An 18,330-nucleotide genomic window follows, 5' to 3' on the forward strand; every position below is an offset into this window, starting at 1 on the left:
TTCTAACTTTCCTTTCTTTTTATCTTGCTAATAAAGAATCCATCAGAATTAAAATCTTGTGGAAGTATCTGTAACGTTTTAACTTGTTCACCAGTTACTGGATTTTGGATTGGTTCAAATTCAAAATCTTTATGTCTCTTTAAAAAAGTATAGATGACATTTTCGTTTTCCATTTGTTCTATTGTACATGTTGAATACACTATTGTACCACCAGGTTTAATATTATCTTTAACATTTTCTAAAATTTGTAATTGTAATTCTACTAAAGACTTAATACTATTTTGTGATTGACTATATTTAATTTCAGGTTTGTGTCTAAGAACACCTAAACCACTACACGGTGCATCAACAAGAATCTTATCATACATTTTATCGTATACTTCTGTGGCATCATGTTGAAAAGCCTTGATATTATTCAATTTCAATTTTTTAATATTTTGTTTAATAAGATTTATTTTATGTTCATGAATATCTGTTGCATCGACGTGACCTTCTGGTGACAGAATTTCTGCCATATGACAAGCTTTACCACCAGGTGCGCTGCACGCATCTAAAACTTTGTCATCACGCCCTAGGTTCATTACATAAGCTACCATCATTGAACTTTTATCTTGAATAGAGATATAACCTTCTTTAAAAGCGTTTGAATTAACCACAGGCAAGCCTGATATATGAAGACAAAATGGTAACATATCGTCTTTTTTAACCTGGTAACCTTCCTGTTCTAACTTAGAGATAATTGAATCAATAGAACCACGAGATATATTGGCACGCACGGTTGTAGCCACAGGCTCTAAAAAAGATTGTGCAATTTTTTCAGTTTTTTCTATTCCAAAATGCGTCACCCAATGATCAACAATCCATTTGGGAAGACTATATTGAATTGCAATTCTTTTTTTAGTATCATCTATATCTTCAAAGCTTGGTAATTCAGTGCGCATTACTGTTCGTAATATACCATTAACTATATTCCCTGTGTGATAGCCACCGCGTTTCTTTGCTATATCTACCGCTTCATGAATAATAGCATGGTTAGGTATTTTATCTAAATATAAATATTGATATAAACTCATCCACAGTAATTGTCGTACCCATGATTTGATTTTAGTTTTGATAAAAGGCTTAAGTAGATAATCTAACGTGTATTTTCTTTTTAGTGTTCCATATACTAATTCTGTGAACAAATTTTTATCTACTGTATTAATGTTATTTGTAGATAGAACCTCATTAATTTTTAAATTACTATAAGCACCTTTATTTAAGACGTCATTGATTGTTTCTAATGCATATGTTCGTACTGATTTCATCATAATAGAACTTTCCCAACTAACGACTCTTGTACACCACTTAAATAATCAGTAACTTTCATACGTTTTTTTCCTGCAGGTTGAATCTCAGTAAGTGCGATTGCATCATCAGAACCAGTAGCTATGATGAGTTCATGCTTAGTAGCTTCAATAATTGTTCCTGGATTACCTTTTTTCCCTTTCACAATGAAAGCGCTAAATAATTTGAGATTCTTTTCGTTCATAGTTGTATAAGCTACTGGCCAAGGAGACAGTCCTCTAATATGGTTATGAATTGCTTGTGCACTCATATTCCAATCAATTCTCTCGTCTTCACGACGAATATTAGATGCAAATGTTGCAAGTGCATCATCTTGGGGGATGCTGTCATTGGTATTATCAATGATACTAGGAAGTGTCTTCTTTAATAATTCGGCACCTAAAAAGCTTAATTTATCATGCATTGTACCAACATTATCTTCTTCTTCAATACGAATTGATTGTTGCGAGATGATATTACCTGCATCAAGTTTTTTAACCATATACATAATCGTGATTCCAGTTTCTTCCTCGCCATCAATGATAGCCTGATGTATAGGTGCTCCTCCTCTATACTTAGGTAGCAATGATGCATGGACGTTAATAGCTCCTAATTTAGGTGCATTGAGTAATGACTCTGGTAATAGTTGACCGAACGCAGCCGTTACTATTAAATCTGATTCTAAAGAAAGTAACACGTCTAATTCTTGAGAATCTTTAAGTTTTTCAGGCTGGTATACCGGTATTTGATGTTTTGTAGCTACTCTTTTTACTGGTGGTGGTGTCATCACTTTCTTACGTCCCACTGGTCTATCAGGTTGTGTCACTACAGCGATAACTTCATGCTCAGCAATTAACATCTCTAAAACTTTCGTTGAAAAATCAGGTGTTCCCATAAAAATGATTTTACTCATTGTCAAAATACGCCTCCACTTCAGTTTCATTTAATATATGATGTGCTCTTTTGGTAAATTGAATTCCATTAAGATGATCAATCATATGTAAAATCATGCGTGCAATATCATCATATGCAGTTAATTCAACTGCATTTCCATTGATATCATAGCTTTGTACAGTGATCATTTTGCTACGTTTAACTTCTCCATATATATGAGGTAAACTGATTGAGCCTTCTAAATCAGAAACAGTCTCTTGAGATTGACTTTTAACAACAGGATTAATAAGTTGTAATAACCCTTCTTGTTCCATATCGATGAGTGCAACACTTTGATCTACTCCAATTTGAGGTGCACTAATTGCAGCGGCTTCCTCATGATATAATGTATCTTCCAAATCTTCCAATAACACTTTTAGTTTTTGATCATACGTGCTTACAGGTTGAATCGTTTTATTCAAAATAGGATGTGTTGATTTTACTAATTTCTTTACAGTCATCACTTAGGCTCCTCATTAAAATTCATCATATCATTATAACTTACTTAGTATGAAATTGCGACCTTTCAAAGTAAGCTTATATCATTATCTCCTCTTCGTTCACCTCATACTTTAGAATGAAATATCAAAGTTATAAAGTAAAATAATTGCGTAATTTTGATTAAATTATAAAATAAGAAATGTAAGATATATAAAGCATTATGCTAAAGGAGTTGATATAAATGGAAGTTAATAAAGTCATTTATATTTTATTAGCAGTTTTTCTTGGTAGTTTTGGCATCCATAAATTTTATGCTGGCAAACCAATTCAAGGATTATTGCATATTCTATTTTGTTGGACTGCTATCCCGCATGTGTTAGCAATTATTAGTGCAGTTTTAACATTATTCAAACCTGCCGATGCTAACGGGAATGTTAGAATGTAAATCAATTGAATATCCATATGGCGCACTTAGTTTGATTTATAAGAACAGCCTCAAAAAACATCTAAAGTGATGGATTTTGAGGCTTTTTGATGTTTGACATTTCATTCACATCATCATTTGTGGATTAATATCAATTTTTAATGATAGTTTATCCTTTACATATTGATCATGATAATAATCATCTAAATATTGTAACGCTTGATGTAATTGAGGCTCACTCTTATATTTTACTAGTATTTGAAAACGATATTCATTGTTAATTCTTGCTAGTGCTGCTGGTGAAGGACCTAGCACGAATGCTTTTTCACTTAAGTGCTGTACTAAAATTTGATGAATATGCTTAGAAGCCACCATGACCTTTTTTATATCTGTATGTGAAATGGTAAAGTTAATCAAGAAATAGTAAGGTGGATATTTTCCTAATTTTCGATAATTCATTTCTTTTTGATAAAAAGAGAGATAATCGTTTAATTTCACATCCTTTATTGAATAATGATCAGGATTGTACGTTTGTATGATAACTTGGCCTTCTTTTTCATGACGACCTGCGCGTCCAGATACCTGAGTTAAAAGTTGGTATGTTCGTTCACTGGCACGAAAGTCAGGTAAATTTAACATAGTGTCAGCATTGAGCACACCAACTAGAGTAATGTTAGGATAATCCAAACCTTTAGCAATCATTTGCGTACCTAATAAGATATCTCCTTTTCCTGCTTCAAAGTCATTTAACAATTTCTCATGTGCACCTTTTCTTGAAGTTGTATCAACATCCATCCTTATAATACGAGCTTGAGGGAATTCTTGTTGTAATAATTCTTCTACACGTTGCGTTCCAGTTCCGACTTGTCTGATATGATCACTTTCACAATTTGGACATCGAGAAGGTGGATTTTCTTGATAACCACAGTAATGACATTTTAATTGATCGGTTGTTTTATGATATGTTAACGAAATATCACAATGGGGGCATTGGGGAACGTATCCACAATCTCTGCATAACATAAATGAAGCATATCCCCTTCTATTTAAGAATAGTACTATTTGTTCTTTTTTATCCAACCGTTCTTGTATCGCTTGTCTTAGTGCTATAGAAAACATGGAACGGTTACCTTCACTCAATTCTTCTCTCATATCTATAATATCAATATGCGGTAACGCTTGTTGATTGACTCTATGTGGCAATGACAACAATTCATAAACATTTTTTTCTGCTCTAGCATATGATTCAAGGCTAGGTGTTGCGCTACCTAAAACGACAGGACAATGATGAAATTGACTTCTCCATTGTGCAATATCACGCGCATGATATCTGGGATAATCTTCTTGTTTATATGTAGATTCATGTTCTTCATCAATAATAATGATGCCTAAATTTTTAAACGGTGCGAAAATACTTGAACGAGCACCTACACTCACTCGAGCTCGACCGTCTCTAATTTTTTGCCACTCATCATAACGTTCACCTTTTGAAAGTCCGGAATGTAATACCGCTACATCATCTCCAAATCGACGTTTAAATCTTAGCACCATCTGAGGTGTTAAGGCGATTTCCGGCACTAACATCATGGCTTCTTTACCTTTATTAAGAACTTCCTCTATTGTTTGAAGATAGACTTCGGTTTTACCTGAACCTGTGACTCCGTGTAATAAAAATGTTCTTTCTTTTTCATCATGAATATAATGTTTAATAGCTTCAAATGCATCTTGCTGTTCTTTAGTTAATATCCTCTTTTGTTCTTGTTCAAATATACGATTTGCATAAGGATCTCTAAAAACCTCGGCGGTATATTTTTCAATATAACCTTTTTTGATTAAAGAATCTAAACTCGAGTGAGAGAAACCCATATCATTGATTTCTTTTAAAAACACTGTTCGATGAGACTCTTCTAATAAAAATGCATACAAATCATATTGTTTTGTATATTTCTCGAGTTTTGCAAGTACTTCATCACCATTCAACGTATTAACTACGCCAACAGCTTTTTGAGTTTTCTTTTTTGTGTTTTGAGAAAGTATCGTGATCTCTTCAATCAATCCTTGATTTAACAAAGTCAACATTTCTTCTAAATCATTGTTTTGCTGAGCTTCTTTATATAAGTAATAACCGTCATTGTTAAATAGCGCTCTGGTTTTTGAAAATATATTTTTTGTATCGATGATTGAAAAAGCTTTCTTATACTTTGCTTTAATGGCACTTGGCAACATCGCTTCTAAAACAGAAATACGTTTCATCACATGATAATGGCTCATCCATTCGCTTAATTGAATCAGTTCGGATGTTAATTCAGGTTTAATATCACGCACTTCTTTTATTTCTTTTAGTTTTGATATATCCATATTTCCATCTGGTTCTTGTTGAATATTCATGACGTATCCTTGTATAGTTCTAGGACCAAAAGGTACCACAACACGAACGCCTATTTGAATCACACGTTCTAAATTTTTAGGAACAATATAATCAAATTTAAAATCGACACTTTTCGACGGAATATCAACAATTACTTTTGCAATCATTACTGCCACCTAGTTTCTAAAATTTCTATAATTTGATGTGCTAAAGCTGATTTTTTCCCTTTCTTAATATTTACTTTTTCATTATTTTTAAAATGCATAGTTAATTCATTGTCATCTGAACTAAAGCCTATTGATGTATCACCTACATTGTTCGAAATGATAACATCTGCATTTTTTCTTTTGAGTTTGTCTAGAGCATACTGTTCAATATTTTGTGTTTCAGCAGCAAAACCAACAAGATATTGGTGCGTTTTATTTTCTCCTAAGTATTTTAAAATATCCTTAGTACGCTTAAATTGAACAGATAATCCTCCTTCTTGTTTTTTTAATTTATGTTCAAGTATGTCCATTGGTGTATAGTCAGACACCGCCGCTGCTTTAATCACTATATCTTGTTTCGCAAAGCGTTCGGTTACAGCTTGAAACATATCCTCTGCACTCTCAATTTTAACAACATTAATCCCTTCCGGTAGAGATAAGTGGGTAGGACCACTAATTAAAGTTACGATTGCCCCCTTATCTCGTAATGCTTCAGCTATAGCATATCCCATTTTTCCTGATGAACGATTTGATACGTATCGAACTGGATCAATAACTTCAACTGTAGGCCCAGCGGTAACTAATGCGTGCTTTCCGGAAAAAGAGCTTTTTACAACATTTTCCTGTTGAGTAAAAAATTTATTAATAACAGATAGGATTTGCATGGGTTCTTCCATTCGTCCTTTTGCTACATAACCGCATGCTAAATAGCCACTACCAGGTTCAATAAAATAATATCCGTCTTGACTTAGCACTTTCATATTATGCTTAGTACGCGGATTGTTATACATATTTACATTCATTGCGGGTGCAACGAATTTTGGTGTTGTTGTAGCAAGTAATGTAGAAGTAATTAAATCATCAGCAATTCCAACACTTAATTTTGCGATAGTATTAGCAGTTGCTGGCGCGACTATAATCGCATCTGCCCAGTCTCCTAATGATACATGTTGAATCTCTTCAGGATTTTCTTCTTTAAATGTATTTGTGTAAACAGGATTTCTACTGATTGCTTGAAAAGCTAGTGGAGTAACAAACTCTTGAGCATGATCAGATAGCATAACTCTTACATCATAGCCGTATTGTATTAATTTACTTGTTAAATCAATTGCTTTATATGCTGCGATACCGCCTGTAACAGCTAATAAAATATGTTTCATTATTTATATTCTCCTTTAATACTTTATCGATACGCCTAAATTAGAAATGGAACGGAATAATTTAGTTATGTGTTATCTATTAATTATCAAATTTAAAGGCAACTTTGGCTATGCAAAAGCGCATCCTTCGTAAAAAGAGAGCGGAATAGAATTCATAATAAATTCATTATCCCACCCTGTCGCAATATGACCTTAAATAGAGAATCTAACAAAATTTTCATAACAGAAACTCAGACCCTGACACGTTTTATTTTAAGTATATTTTCAGGGTAGTCAATCTACTGCGAAGAGATTTAATGGCTAAAACTAGTCATTTATGTTTCAGATTCATTGACGACATATTTATAATTATTATACACAAATTAATCATTAAATTAAAAAAGTGACTATTACTAAATGTAACTTTCAAGTTGGACAAAGAATTTTAGTCAGATTTCAAGCTTGTTTTAAGCGCTATTCAACTATTTTGTATGTTACTAGTAATTAAAAAACCTAGGACAATTTTTATGTCCCAGGCTCTACCAATATAAATAAAACTTTATCCTAAATATTCTTTCGGTACAACAGGTTCTATTTTACCATCAGCAATTTCTTCTAAAGCTTTTCCAACAGGTTTAGCTGATTGGTACTTATCTAAAAGCGCTGTTTCGCGTCTTTCATCTAATTCACGTGCTCTTTTAGCCGCCGTAGTGGCAATAAGATATTTTGAATTCACCTTTGCAGTAAGTTGGTTTAACGGTGGATTTAACATTATTTTTTGACCTCCAGTAACATTTTTCTATATTTAGCTTCGATTCGCTCTCTTTTTAAATGCTCAGCTTCAACAATTGACTGAATTCGATTCTTAGCGAGTTCAACCTCGTCGTTAACTACAACGTAGTCGTATAAATTCATCATTTCTACTTCTTTTCGCGCCTCGTTCACACGGCTTTGAATCTTTTCATCTGATTCAGTTCCTCTACCAACAAGACGTTCTCTCAAGTCATCTAAACTTGGAGGCGCTAAAAATATGAACAAAGCATCTGGAAATTTCTTTCTTACTTGCTTAGCACCTTCAACTTCGATTTCTAAAAAGACGTCATGACCTTCTTCCATAGTATCCTTTACATATTGTACAGGTGTACCATAATAATTACCTACATATTGTGCATACTCAATAAACTGGTCATCTTTAATTAACGCCTCAAATTCTTCCTTTGTTTTGAAGAAGTAATCTACACCATCAATTTCACCTTCACGCATATGACGTGTTGTCATTGATATAGAATACTTATATGAAGTAGTTGGGTCTTCAAATATCTTTTTTCTAACAGTTCCCTTTCCAACACCTGAAGGGCCTGAAAGAACAATTAACAGTCCTTTTTCCTTATCCATGCCTTACGACCTCTCTAAGCTATTCTTCTATTATTTAAATATAATATCATATTGCTACGATATATGTATAGCCGTACTTTGTTATAGAGTCAAATTCATCTTATTTCGTCATATTTTTAAAATTTTTATGCACTTCATTTCACCTTTATAAATTGCTTTAAAAATTAAGAATATTCAACTTTAAAATAATTTACAGTCTTTAATCATGACCTCTCACTTTACGCATGTTACAATATGATGAATGAAAAAGTATAAGGTGGCAGATAATTATGGCATATGATGGCTTATTTACTAAAAAAATGATTGAATCATTACAGGGTTTAGTCTCAGGCCGAATTCATAAAATAAATCAACCAGAAAATGACACAATAATTATTGTAGTTAGACAAAATCGTAAAAATCATCAACTACTTCTATCGATTCATCCTAGTTTCTCTCGTTTACAATTAACTACTAAGAAATACGACAATCCATTTACACCACCAATGTTTGCAAGAGTTTTCCGTAAACACCTTGAGGGAGGCTTCATAAAAGCAATTCGACAGGTTGGTAACGATAGACGTATAGAGATTGATATCGAAAGTAAAGATGAAATTGGTGATACAATATATAGAACTATTATATTGGAAATAATGGGTAAACATAGTAACCTTATCCTTGTCGATGATCAACGTAAAATCATCGAAGGGTTTAAACATCTAACTCCTAACACAAATCAGTACAGAACCGTTATGCCTGGCTTCAAATATGAAGCACCACCAAATCAAAATAAAATCAATCCTTATGAATTAACAGGGCAAGAGGTATTAAAATATATTGACTTTAATGCTGGAAAGATTGCCAAGCAATTACTTAATATATGTGAGGGCTTTAGTCCACTAATCGCTAATGAAATTGTGAATCGTCGTCAATTTATGACTCAAGAAACATTACCTGATGCTTTTGATGAAGTCATGGCCGAAACCAAATCGGCATCTACTCCTGTCTTTCATAAAAATCATGAAACAGGTAAAGAGGATTTCTATTTCATGAAACTTAATCAATTCTATGATGATATAGTTGAGTATCATTCACTTCATGAACTATTGGATCGCTTTTATGATGCACGTGGTGAGAGAGAAAGAGTAAAACAACGTGCAAATGATTTAGTCAGATTTGTACAACAGCAACTGCAAAAACAACAAAATAAATTGAGTAAACTTATCGATGAGTATGAAAGTGCTAAAAACAAAGAAACTCAGCAATTATATGGAGAGTTGATCACAGCTAATATATATCGTATTCAACAAGGTGACGATTCTGTTATAGCGTTGAATTACTATACTGGTGAAGAAGTAAAGATTCCACTTAACCCTACAAAATCGCCATCAACTAACGCTCAATACTATTATAAACAATATAACCGTATGAAAACACGAGAGCACGAATTGACTCATCAGATTAAACTGACTAAAGAGAATATTGATTACTTTGATAATATTGAGCAACAGTTAAAGCACATTACCGTAGATGATATCGATGATATTCGCGATGAACTTGCTGAACAGGGATTCATGAAGCAAAGAAAACAAAGTAAAAAGAAAAAGCAGTCTAAAATTCAACTTCAAACGTATCATTCTACTGATGGGGATACGATTTTAGTAGGTAAAAATAATAAACAAAATGATTATCTTACCAATAAAAAGGCACATAAAAATCATTTATGGTTCCATACAAAAGATATTCCAGGATCTCATGTTGTCATACTCAATGAGAGTCCAAGCGAAACAACGATTAAAGAAGCGGCAATGCTAGCTGGGTATTTCTCTAAAGCTGGTAGTTCAGCTCAAATTCCTGTAGATTATACAGAAATTAGACACGTTCATAAACCTTCTGGGGCAAAACCTGGATTCGTGACATATGACAACCAAAAGACCCTATTTGCAACACCTGATTATGATCATATTCAACAAATGAAAGAATCATAACATAAAAAAAGACAGCAGAATTGAATGCACATATCATTCAACATTCTGCTGTCCTTTTTAATCTATTTGTTTTCTGGTAAAGCAAGTTGAAAACTCACGCCAAATTTATCTTGAACCCATGCAAACTCTCTAAATGGTGGCATCTCTGTTTTAGGCATTAAAATGGCACCCTCACTTTTCAAACCATTAAATAAACGTTCCATCTCCATAGTATCCTTAACAGTGACATATAGTGACATTGCTGGATTCATAGGCAACTCTTCCCCACTATTTGCATCTATCGCCATAAATACTTGGCCATTTAACGTAAAGATGGAGTGTTGCACTGAGCCAGGCGTGCCCGGTCCTTCTTCGCCATACTTCACCATTGTAATAATTTCACTATCTTCAAATAAACTTGTGTATAATTGAATTGCTTCTTCAGCTTCATCATTAAACATTAAAAACGTCGTAATTTTTGGTATGTCCATATGCTACTCCCTCTTTTATATCGTATTCTTGTTATTTAAAAATCAATCTTACTTATTATTTTAACATGTATATCCTTTCATTGTAGAATGTAGTTATATAGGATCTAAAAAATTAGAACTTTAATATAGTTTGATTCTTAATTTGATTGATAGTTCGATTAAGATTGGAGGCGTTGTTATGCTCATACATTATGGTGTGCCATTATTAATATTTGCATTAGTTCTATTAATAGGATGGCTAATGACTAAGATGTTTATACGTTAATTTTGGGAAATTATTATAACCTTTGTTTTATCGTAAATGATGCGTGTAGAATTTCTTGATTTGAATATAATTATTTCAAATATGCATTGAAGGTAAAGTACAATTGTACGATGAATTAGAATACTCTCGTGATTTTTCTTCTCAGCTTATTTCCACAATTCATTCTGACTTTTTAATAAAAAATTTACTATGATTTCGCAGTTAATTCATAAAAAACACTCCAAAAGTTAATTGATTCATCACTTTTGGAGTGTTTTTACAATATCGATTTATAGTTAATGATTTAAATTTTTCTTGGCACGTTTAAAAATTTCAATTGAATGTTTAAATACTTCATCATTCATTGTTTTTGAAATATTTTCTTTACTAGAATGGTCTGATTGAGAATAAGATGGAATTCTATAATCATCTCGTCTATAAAGAAACTCATTACAATGTTTTATTAAAGTATAAAGATGATTATTATCATTGTTTTGTTCCATTAGACGCCCCCTCACCATTCATATATTACGATAAGTTATCTCGCCAATCAACTAATGTTTGGATGTCATTTAAAGAGATTTTACCTTCATCTTTCGCAACTTCTATAAGCTCATTATAATCACTTAAAGTATAAAACGGAATATGAGCCTTATTAAATGTCTCGTCTGCTTTTGCAAGACCATATGTGAATATAGCAACGACTCCAAGCACATTAGCTCCCGCTTCTTCCAATGCTTCGACAGCTGTAATCGAAGAACCTCCAGTAGAAATTAAATCCTCGACTACAACGACATTATTATTCTCGCTTTTTGCACCTTCTATTTGGTTTTGTTTACCATGGCTTTTACTTTTTGATCTAACGTAATTCATAGGTAATTCCATTTTTTCTGAAATGTAAGCTGCATGAGGGATACCAGCAGTGGCCGTACCCGAGATAATTTCAACGTTAGAAAAATGTTCTGTAATTAATTGAATTAACCCATCTCTAATCGCATTACGCACTTCAGGGTACCCTAAAGTTATTCGATTATCACAATAAATAGGCGATTTAATTCCTGAGCTCCAAGTAAATAAATCATTTGGAGATAATGAAACTGCCTCTATGTCTAATAATGCTTTAGCAATATTTTTAGCCATTTAACTTAACCAACTTTCTTTTATTTTATGATAACTGTCAATTGGATGCTCACTTTGAGTGATAGGTCGACCTACTACGATATGTGTTGACCCCAAAGTTTTAGCTTCCTCAGGTGTTGTAATTCGTTGTTGATCATTACGAGCTGCGCCTTTCGGGCGAATACCTGGTGTCACTTTTAAAAAGTCAGAACCTAGTTCTTTAGAAATCATCTTAGCCTCAAGAGGAGAACATACGACACCGTCTAATCCAGCTTTTTTAGTAAGACGCGCATAATTTAGAACTGCCTCCTCTATAGAGGTTTGAATATTTTGTTCTTCATGTAATTGTCTTTCAGTAGTTGAAGTTAATTGAGTAACTGCAATGATTTTAATATCAGCATTATGTTTTCTTAACCCTTTTTTAGCTTCTTCCATCATTTTAATACCACCGGCAGCATGAACATTGACTAAATCAATGTCTAAACGTGCTAAGCCTTCCATTGCTTTGCTCACAGTATTAGGTATGTCATGTAATTTTAAATCTAAAAAGATATCATGACCTCTTTTTTTAATGGATTTAATTAAAGCTGGCCCTGTTTGATAAAATAACTCCATCCCAATTTTGACGCATAACGGTTCATTAAACTTATTTAAAAATGTATGAACCTCGTCTGCTGATTTAAAATCTAATGCTATAATGGGTAGATTTCTCACACTCATCTTCTCCTTTTAACTTCTATCATTAAGATTATACATTTCTCATAGTAAACGTCATGCTTTCAATGACATTTGTTAAAGCACTGGCAGTATCTAATGATGTTAAACAAGGCACACCATTTTCAACTGTTGTACGTCGAATTTGGAAACCATCTCGTTCGATTTCTTTTCCTTTTGTCATAGTATTAATGACAATTTGCACTTCTCCATTTTGAATTCGTGTCAGTAGATCATCCTCGCCACCGATTTTACCTACGACCTCAACTGGAATATTATGATCTTTTAACTTTTGTGCTGTTCCACGAGTCGCTAATATTTTGTAGCCTATTTCATTTAATCGATGTGCAATCTTGACTATTTCATCTTTATCTTTATCACTTACAGTCATCAATACTGTACCATGATCTTTCACTTCAAATCCGCTACCAGTGAGACCTTTGTATAGCGCTTTTTCAAGTGTAAGGTCTTTACCCATAACTTCACCTGTAGACTTCATCTCTGGTCCAAGCGTAATATCTACATTTTTTAATTTATTAAAACTAAATACGGGTGCTTTAACATATACGCCTTCAGAATAAGGTTGGATACCTTGCTTGTACCCCATTTCAGCAAGCGTTTCACCCATAATTGCACGCATCGCTAATTGAGCCATTTGAATATCAGTAATTTTACTTAAGAATGGTACCGTACGGCTTGAGCGCGGATTAACTTCTAACACATAGACACCGTCGTGAGCTATGACAAATTGAATGTTAATAAGACCTTTAATATTTAAACCTTTTGCTAATTTAATTGTGTAGTCTTCAAGTGTATTAATTTCGTCTTGAGTCAGTGTTTGTGGCGGATAAACTGCAATAGAATCTCCACTGTGAACACCTGCACGCTCTATATGTTCCATAATTCCTGGAATCACGACAGTCTCCCCATCTGAAATAGCATCCACTTCTATCTCTTTTCCTGTTAAATAGCGGTCTACCAATACAGGATGTTCTGGACTTGCTTTAACAGCTTGAGTCATATAATTTTCAAGCTCTTGATCATTATCAACAATCTCCATTGCACGACCACCAAGCACGTATGAAGGACGAACTACAACCGGATAACCTATTTCTCTTGCATTTTTAAGAGCTTCTTTAGGTGATGTAGCAGTTTTCCCTTGTGGCTGAGGTACAGATATTTCACGTAATAGCGCTTCAAATTCTTTTCTATCCTCAGCTCGATTTAAATCTTCTAATGATGTTCCAAGAATTTTAACACCATGCTGTGCTAATTTATCGGCTAAGTTTATTGCTGTTTGACCACCAAATTGTACTACAACACCTTTAGGTTGTTCTAAGTTAATGATATTCATGACATCTTCTTCTGTAAGTGGTTCAAAATATAATTTGTCAGAAATTGAAAAGTCAGTAGATACAGTCTCCGGATTATTATTCACAATAATAGCTTCGTAACCAGCATTTTGAATCGCCCATACTGCATGTACAGTTGCATAATCGAATTCAACACCTTGGCCAATTCTAATTGGTCCTGAACCTAGTACTAGAATTTTCTCTTTATCAGTTACTATAGATTCATTTTCATCTTCATACGTACCATAATAGTACGGCGTTGTGGATTCAAATTCAGCTGCACATGTATCAACCATTTTATAAACTGGTTTAATATTTTGACTCATACGTAGTTCATATATATCTTTTTCTTCCATATCCCATCGATGAGCAATCACTTTGTCACTAAACCCATAATCTTTAGCGTATTTTAAATACTCTAAATCGCCTTGATGATTTTTAAGTTCATGCTCAATATCAATAATGTTTTGGAACTTATTTAGGAAGAAATAGTCAATTTTTGTCATATTATGAAGTTCTTCAAGAGATGTTCCTCTACGAATTGCTTCTCCGATAAAGAACAATCTTTCATCATCTTGATGTCCGATACGCTCTTTAATGTAATCTAATTCATAACTTTCTCCATTTGGTAAACCTAAATGATGAACACCATATTCAAGTGAGCGAATGGCTTTCAGTAAAGATTCTTCATATGTACGACCGATTGCCATGACTTCGCCTGTCGCTTTCATTTGAGTTCCAAGTTCACGTTCACCTTTTTCGAATTTATCGAATGGGAAACGTGGAATTTTAGAAATAACATAGTCTAAAGTGGGTTCAAATGCAGCATATGAGGTTCCTGTAATAGGGTTAAGCATTTCATCTAGTGTTAAACCTACGGCAATCTTAGCGGCTAATTTTGCAATAGGATAACCCGTTGCTTTGGAAGCTAAAGCTGATGAACGAGACACACGTGGGTTGACCTCAATGATGTAATAATTCAATGAATGCGGGTCAAGTGCTAGTTGCACATTACATCCACCTTCAATACCTAAAGCACGAATTACCTTTAAGGATACGTCTCGTAGCATTTGATATTCTACATCTGATAGTGTTTGACTCGGTGCAACAACGATTGAATCTCCAGTATGAATGCCTACAGGATCTATGTTCTCCATATTACATACTACGATGGCGTTATCATTTTTATCACGCATAACTTCATATTCAATTTCTTTATAACCTGCAATTGATTTTTCTATTAAACATTGTGTAGCAGGGCTATAATGCAAACCATTACTAACAACTTCTTTTAATTCAGCATCATTATGGCAAATACCACCGCCAGTACCCCCCATCGTAAATGCAGGACGTACAATTAACGGATATCCAACTTGTTCTTTAAATTCAAATGCTTGTTCTACTGTATTAACGATATCGCTTTCTGGTACAGGTACATTTAAATCATTCATTAATGTTCTAAACATTTCACGATCTTCTGCTTGTTGAATAGACTCTAGCTCTGTCCCCAACAACTTTACATTATTAGCTTCTAACACGCCACTATCATGAAGTTGAATCGCCATGTTCAACCCAGTTTGACCACCTAAAGTAGGTAATAATGCATCTGGTTGTTCTTTTCTAATAATACGAGCAATAAAATCGTGCGTTAATGGTTCTATGTACACCTTATCGGCAATTTCTTTATCTGTCATTATTGTTGCAGGATTAGAATTAACTAAAATAACTCTGTAGCCTTCTTCTTTTAATGCTAGACAAGCTTGTGTTCCTGCATAGTCAAATTCTGCAGCTTGTCCAATAATAATTGGGCCTGAACCGACTACTAAAATTGTCTGAATATCATCTCTTTTAGGCATTGATTTGACGCTCCTTTTCTTTGAAATCCTTCATCATTGTTATGAACTCATCAAATAAGTAATTAGAATCACTTGGACCTGGTCTTGCTTCAGGATGGTATTGGACTGAAAACGCTGGAAGTTCTTTATGTCTTAGTCCTTCAACAGTACCATCGTTTAAAGCAATGTGTGTAACTTCAAGGTCAGTATTTTTAAGCGAGTCACGATCAATAGAATAGCCGTGATTTTGGCTCGTGATATCTATTTTACCTGTTCTTAAATCTTTAACGGGATGGTTCGCACCACGATGTCCAAATTTCATTTTGAATGAAGTTGCGCCTTGCGATAATGCAAAAAGTTGATGACCAAGGCAGATACCAAAGAATGGTATCTTTCCTAATATGCCTCTGATCATATCTAAAGCCACGTCAACTTCGTCTGGATCACCAGGGCCGTTTGATAGCATGACACCATCTGGAGACATGCTTAAAATCTCTTCAGCTGACGTATCATATGGTACAACTGTGACGTTGCAACCACGTAAATTTAATTCACGAACGATATTTTGCTTTTTACCAAAGTCGAGTAAAACGACACTTAAATCGGAACCTGTTGATACATATGGTGTTTTTGTAGAAACCGTTTGAACTTCATCTCTAGGTAATTCAGCAGTTTTCAACTGTTCAACAAGTTCCTGAATGTTATCTTTATTATCTGTAAATCCAGCTCTCAAAACACCATGATTTCTAATTTTACGAGTAATGCTTCTAGTATCTACACCTGATATACCAGGAATATGATATTGAGCAAGTGTGTCGTGTAAAGTTTTTTGGTGTCTAAAGTTACTAGGATGTGTACTTGCTTCCTTTACTACTACCCCATTTAATTTAGGTGTTAATGATTCAAAATCATCGCGATTGATACCATAGTTTCCAATTAGTGGGTACGTAAAAGTTATGATTTGACCTGTGTAAGACGGGTCAGAGATTGTTTCTTGGTACCCCGTCATAGCAGTGTTGAATACAATTTCGCCTATAGATAAGTCATCTGACCCTAAGCGATATCCTTCATAATAAGAGCCATCTTCCAGTACAAGATAACGTTTTTCAAGCATCTACTTTTCCTCCTCGAATACTACTTCACCTTTAAGCATTGTTAGTGTTGGATTTCCATAAACTTTTTCACCAATAAATGGAGTGTTATCAGCTTTAGATAAGAAATCTTCACTTTTGATTTCTTTTTCAGTATTTAGATCAATAATTGTTAAATCAGCATAACTATCTTTGTGTAATTTTCCATAATTTAAGTTAAAAATAGTAGCTGGTTTAATAGTGAAATAATCAACTAATTGTTGCAGTGACCAATTACCTCGTCTTACAAAGTGTGTATAAAGTAATGGGAATGCTGTTTCACTACCTACGATGCCGAAAGGTGCTTTTGTCATAGGTTGTTCTTTTTCTTCTTTAGCGTGAGGTGCATGATCCGTTGCAATACAATCAATTGTTCCATCTAATAAGCCTTCTAAAAGTGCTTCTCTATCTTCATTACTTCTTAATGGTGGATTCATTTTGTAGTTTGAATCATCACCAGGAACATCATTTTCAGTTAATAATAAATGATGTGGTGTAACTTCTGCTGTTACATGGATACCAGCTTTTTTAGCGTCTCTGATTACTCGAACACTTTCCTTAGTTGAAACATGGCACACATGATAGTGACAACCAGTTGCTTCAGCTAATAGTACATCTCTAGCAATTTGTACAGATTCAGCAATATTTGGAATACCAGGTATGCCTAATTCTTCACTACGTTTACCTTTATGCATTGCACCACCATAGATTAAGCTATTATCTTCGCAGTGTGCAACAATCGGTTTTTTAACTTTTGCAGCTTGCTTCATAGCAGCATACATCATACTTGCTGTTTGAACACCCACACCATCGTCTGTAAATGCAAACACACCTTCTAGTGCTAATTTTTCAAAATCAACAAGTTCTGTACCTGCTTGTCTCTTAGTAATAGCAGCATAAGGCAACACTCTAACTTGTGCTGTTTCAGAAATTCTTTGTCTTAATTCTCTAACATGTTCAACTGTATCTGGCACAGGTCTTGTATTAGGCATAGGACATACTGTAGTAAAACCACCTCTTGCAGCGGCTTTTGTACCACTTTCTATTGTTTCTTTATGTTCACCACCTGGTTCACGTAGGTGCACATGAACATCTACAAAACCTGGAGCAATTAAATTTCCTTTTGCATCAATAACTTCAATATTTGAAGATGAAGCATTTATCTTACTACTAATTTGTTTAATGCGTTTACCATCGATTAATATTTCTGTGTCTTTTAGGATACCGTTTTTTAAGATTTTTCCGTTTTTAATTAATTTCATGTAGA

At 33.9% G+C, this 18,330-nt stretch carries 16 protein-coding genes; 2 read left to right on the top strand and 14 right to left on the bottom strand.

What is annotated here, in order from left to right; translation table 11 throughout:
• Window positions 1-2: 2 nt before the first annotated feature.
• Genes rsmB through HMPREF3058_RS09095 form a run of 3 tightly spaced genes read right to left on the bottom strand, consistent with a single transcriptional unit; the run spans window position 3 to window position 2,720 of the window.
• Window positions 3-1,310, bottom strand: a complete 1,308-nt coding sequence (gene rsmB / locus HMPREF3058_RS09085; protein ID WP_002491366.1) for a 16S rRNA (cytosine(967)-C(5))-methyltransferase RsmB — start codon at window positions 1,308-1,310, stop codon at window positions 3-5.
• A complete protein-coding gene (gene fmt / locus HMPREF3058_RS09090; RefSeq protein WP_002446256.1) occupies window positions 1,307-2,239 on the bottom strand; it encodes a methionyl-tRNA formyltransferase in 933 nt (310 codons plus the stop codon). Before fmt ends, rsmB begins: the two co-directional genes overlap by 4 nt.
• On the bottom strand, window positions 2,232-2,720 hold the full coding sequence (locus HMPREF3058_RS09095; protein WP_001830064.1) for a peptide deformylase: 489 nt from the start codon (window positions 2,718-2,720) through the stop codon (window positions 2,232-2,234). The genes fmt and HMPREF3058_RS09095 overlap by 8 nt, the downstream gene beginning before the upstream one ends.
• A gap of 221 nt (window positions 2,721-2,941) precedes the next feature.
• Here HMPREF3058_RS09095 and HMPREF3058_RS09100 point away from each other — a divergent pair, with 221 nt between their 5' ends.
• Window positions 2,942-3,145 carry a TM2 domain-containing protein gene (locus HMPREF3058_RS09100; RefSeq protein WP_001830141.1) on the top strand — a complete coding sequence of 68 codons (204 nt, stop codon included), beginning with the start codon at window positions 2,942-2,944 and terminating at the stop codon, window positions 3,143-3,145.
• A gap of 105 nt (window positions 3,146-3,250) precedes the next feature.
• Here HMPREF3058_RS09100 and priA read toward each other — a convergent pair whose 3' ends face one another.
• From priA to gmk, 4 genes are all read right to left on the bottom strand, one after another.
• Window positions 3,251-5,659 carry a primosomal protein N' gene (priA, locus tag HMPREF3058_RS09105; protein ID WP_002499343.1) on the bottom strand — a complete coding sequence of 803 codons (2,409 nt, stop codon included), beginning with the start codon at window positions 5,657-5,659 and terminating at the stop codon, window positions 3,251-3,253.
• Entirely contained in the window at window positions 5,659-6,858 is a 1,200-nt protein-coding gene (gene coaBC / locus HMPREF3058_RS09110) for a bifunctional phosphopantothenoylcysteine decarboxylase/phosphopantothenate--cysteine ligase CoaBC (protein WP_002491373.1), read from the bottom strand. The genes priA and coaBC overlap by 1 nt, the downstream gene beginning before the upstream one ends.
• A 538-nt stretch (window positions 6,859-7,396) precedes the next feature.
• Window positions 7,397-7,609, bottom strand: a complete 213-nt coding sequence (gene rpoZ / locus HMPREF3058_RS09115; RefSeq protein WP_002491402.1) for a DNA-directed RNA polymerase subunit omega — start codon at window positions 7,607-7,609, stop codon at window positions 7,397-7,399.
• Complete coding sequence (gmk, locus tag HMPREF3058_RS09120) at window positions 7,609-8,232, bottom strand: guanylate kinase (protein WP_002446251.1); 624 nt, start codon at window positions 8,230-8,232, stop codon at window positions 7,609-7,611. The genes rpoZ and gmk overlap by 1 nt, the downstream gene beginning before the upstream one ends.
• Window positions 8,233-8,501: 269 nt before the next feature.
• Between gmk and HMPREF3058_RS09125 the strand changes: the two genes are divergently transcribed.
• Window positions 8,502-10,199, top strand: a complete 1,698-nt coding sequence (locus HMPREF3058_RS09125; RefSeq protein ID WP_002486622.1) for an Rqc2 family fibronectin-binding protein — start codon at window positions 8,502-8,504, stop codon at window positions 10,197-10,199.
• 62 nt (window positions 10,200-10,261) lie between these two features.
• On the opposite strand, the gene HMPREF3058_RS09130 is transcribed toward HMPREF3058_RS09125, so the two are convergent.
• From HMPREF3058_RS09130 to HMPREF3058_RS09160, 7 genes are all read right to left on the bottom strand, one after another.
• Window positions 10,262-10,669, bottom strand: coding sequence for a VOC family protein (locus HMPREF3058_RS09130; RefSeq protein ID WP_002446249.1), 408 nt, complete (start codon window positions 10,667-10,669; stop codon window positions 10,262-10,264).
• Between the two features lie 540 nt (window positions 10,670-11,209).
• The gene (locus tag HMPREF3058_RS09135; RefSeq protein ID WP_002475937.1) at window positions 11,210-11,416 is read right to left on the bottom strand and encodes a hypothetical protein; all 207 of its coding nucleotides are present in this window, start codon (window positions 11,414-11,416) and stop codon (window positions 11,210-11,212) included.
• A gap of 25 nt (window positions 11,417-11,441) precedes the next feature.
• Window positions 11,442-12,053 carry an orotate phosphoribosyltransferase gene (gene pyrE / locus HMPREF3058_RS09140; RefSeq protein WP_070731375.1) on the bottom strand — a complete coding sequence of 204 codons (612 nt, stop codon included), beginning with the start codon at window positions 12,051-12,053 and terminating at the stop codon, window positions 11,442-11,444.
• The gene (gene pyrF / locus HMPREF3058_RS09145) at window positions 12,054-12,746 is read right to left on the bottom strand and encodes an orotidine-5'-phosphate decarboxylase (protein WP_002457397.1); all 693 of its coding nucleotides are present in this window, start codon (window positions 12,744-12,746) and stop codon (window positions 12,054-12,056) included.
• Between the two features lie 34 nt (window positions 12,747-12,780).
• Complete coding sequence (gene carB / locus HMPREF3058_RS09150; RefSeq protein WP_002446245.1) at window positions 12,781-15,954, bottom strand: carbamoyl-phosphate synthase large subunit; 3,174 nt, start codon at window positions 15,952-15,954, stop codon at window positions 12,781-12,783.
• Complete coding sequence (locus HMPREF3058_RS09155) at window positions 15,947-17,047, bottom strand: carbamoyl phosphate synthase small subunit (protein WP_002491407.1); 1,101 nt, start codon at window positions 17,045-17,047, stop codon at window positions 15,947-15,949. Before HMPREF3058_RS09155 ends, carB begins: the two co-directional genes overlap by 8 nt.
• A complete protein-coding gene (locus HMPREF3058_RS09160) occupies window positions 17,048-18,325 on the bottom strand; it encodes a dihydroorotase (RefSeq protein ID WP_002446243.1) in 1,278 nt (425 codons plus the stop codon).
• Between the last annotated feature and the right edge of the window lie 5 nt (window positions 18,326-18,330).

The organism is Staphylococcus sp. HMSC068G11, from assembly GCF_001815825.1.
In the GTDB taxonomy this organism is placed as follows: domain Bacteria; phylum Bacillota; class Bacilli; order Staphylococcales; family Staphylococcaceae; genus Staphylococcus; species Staphylococcus epidermidis.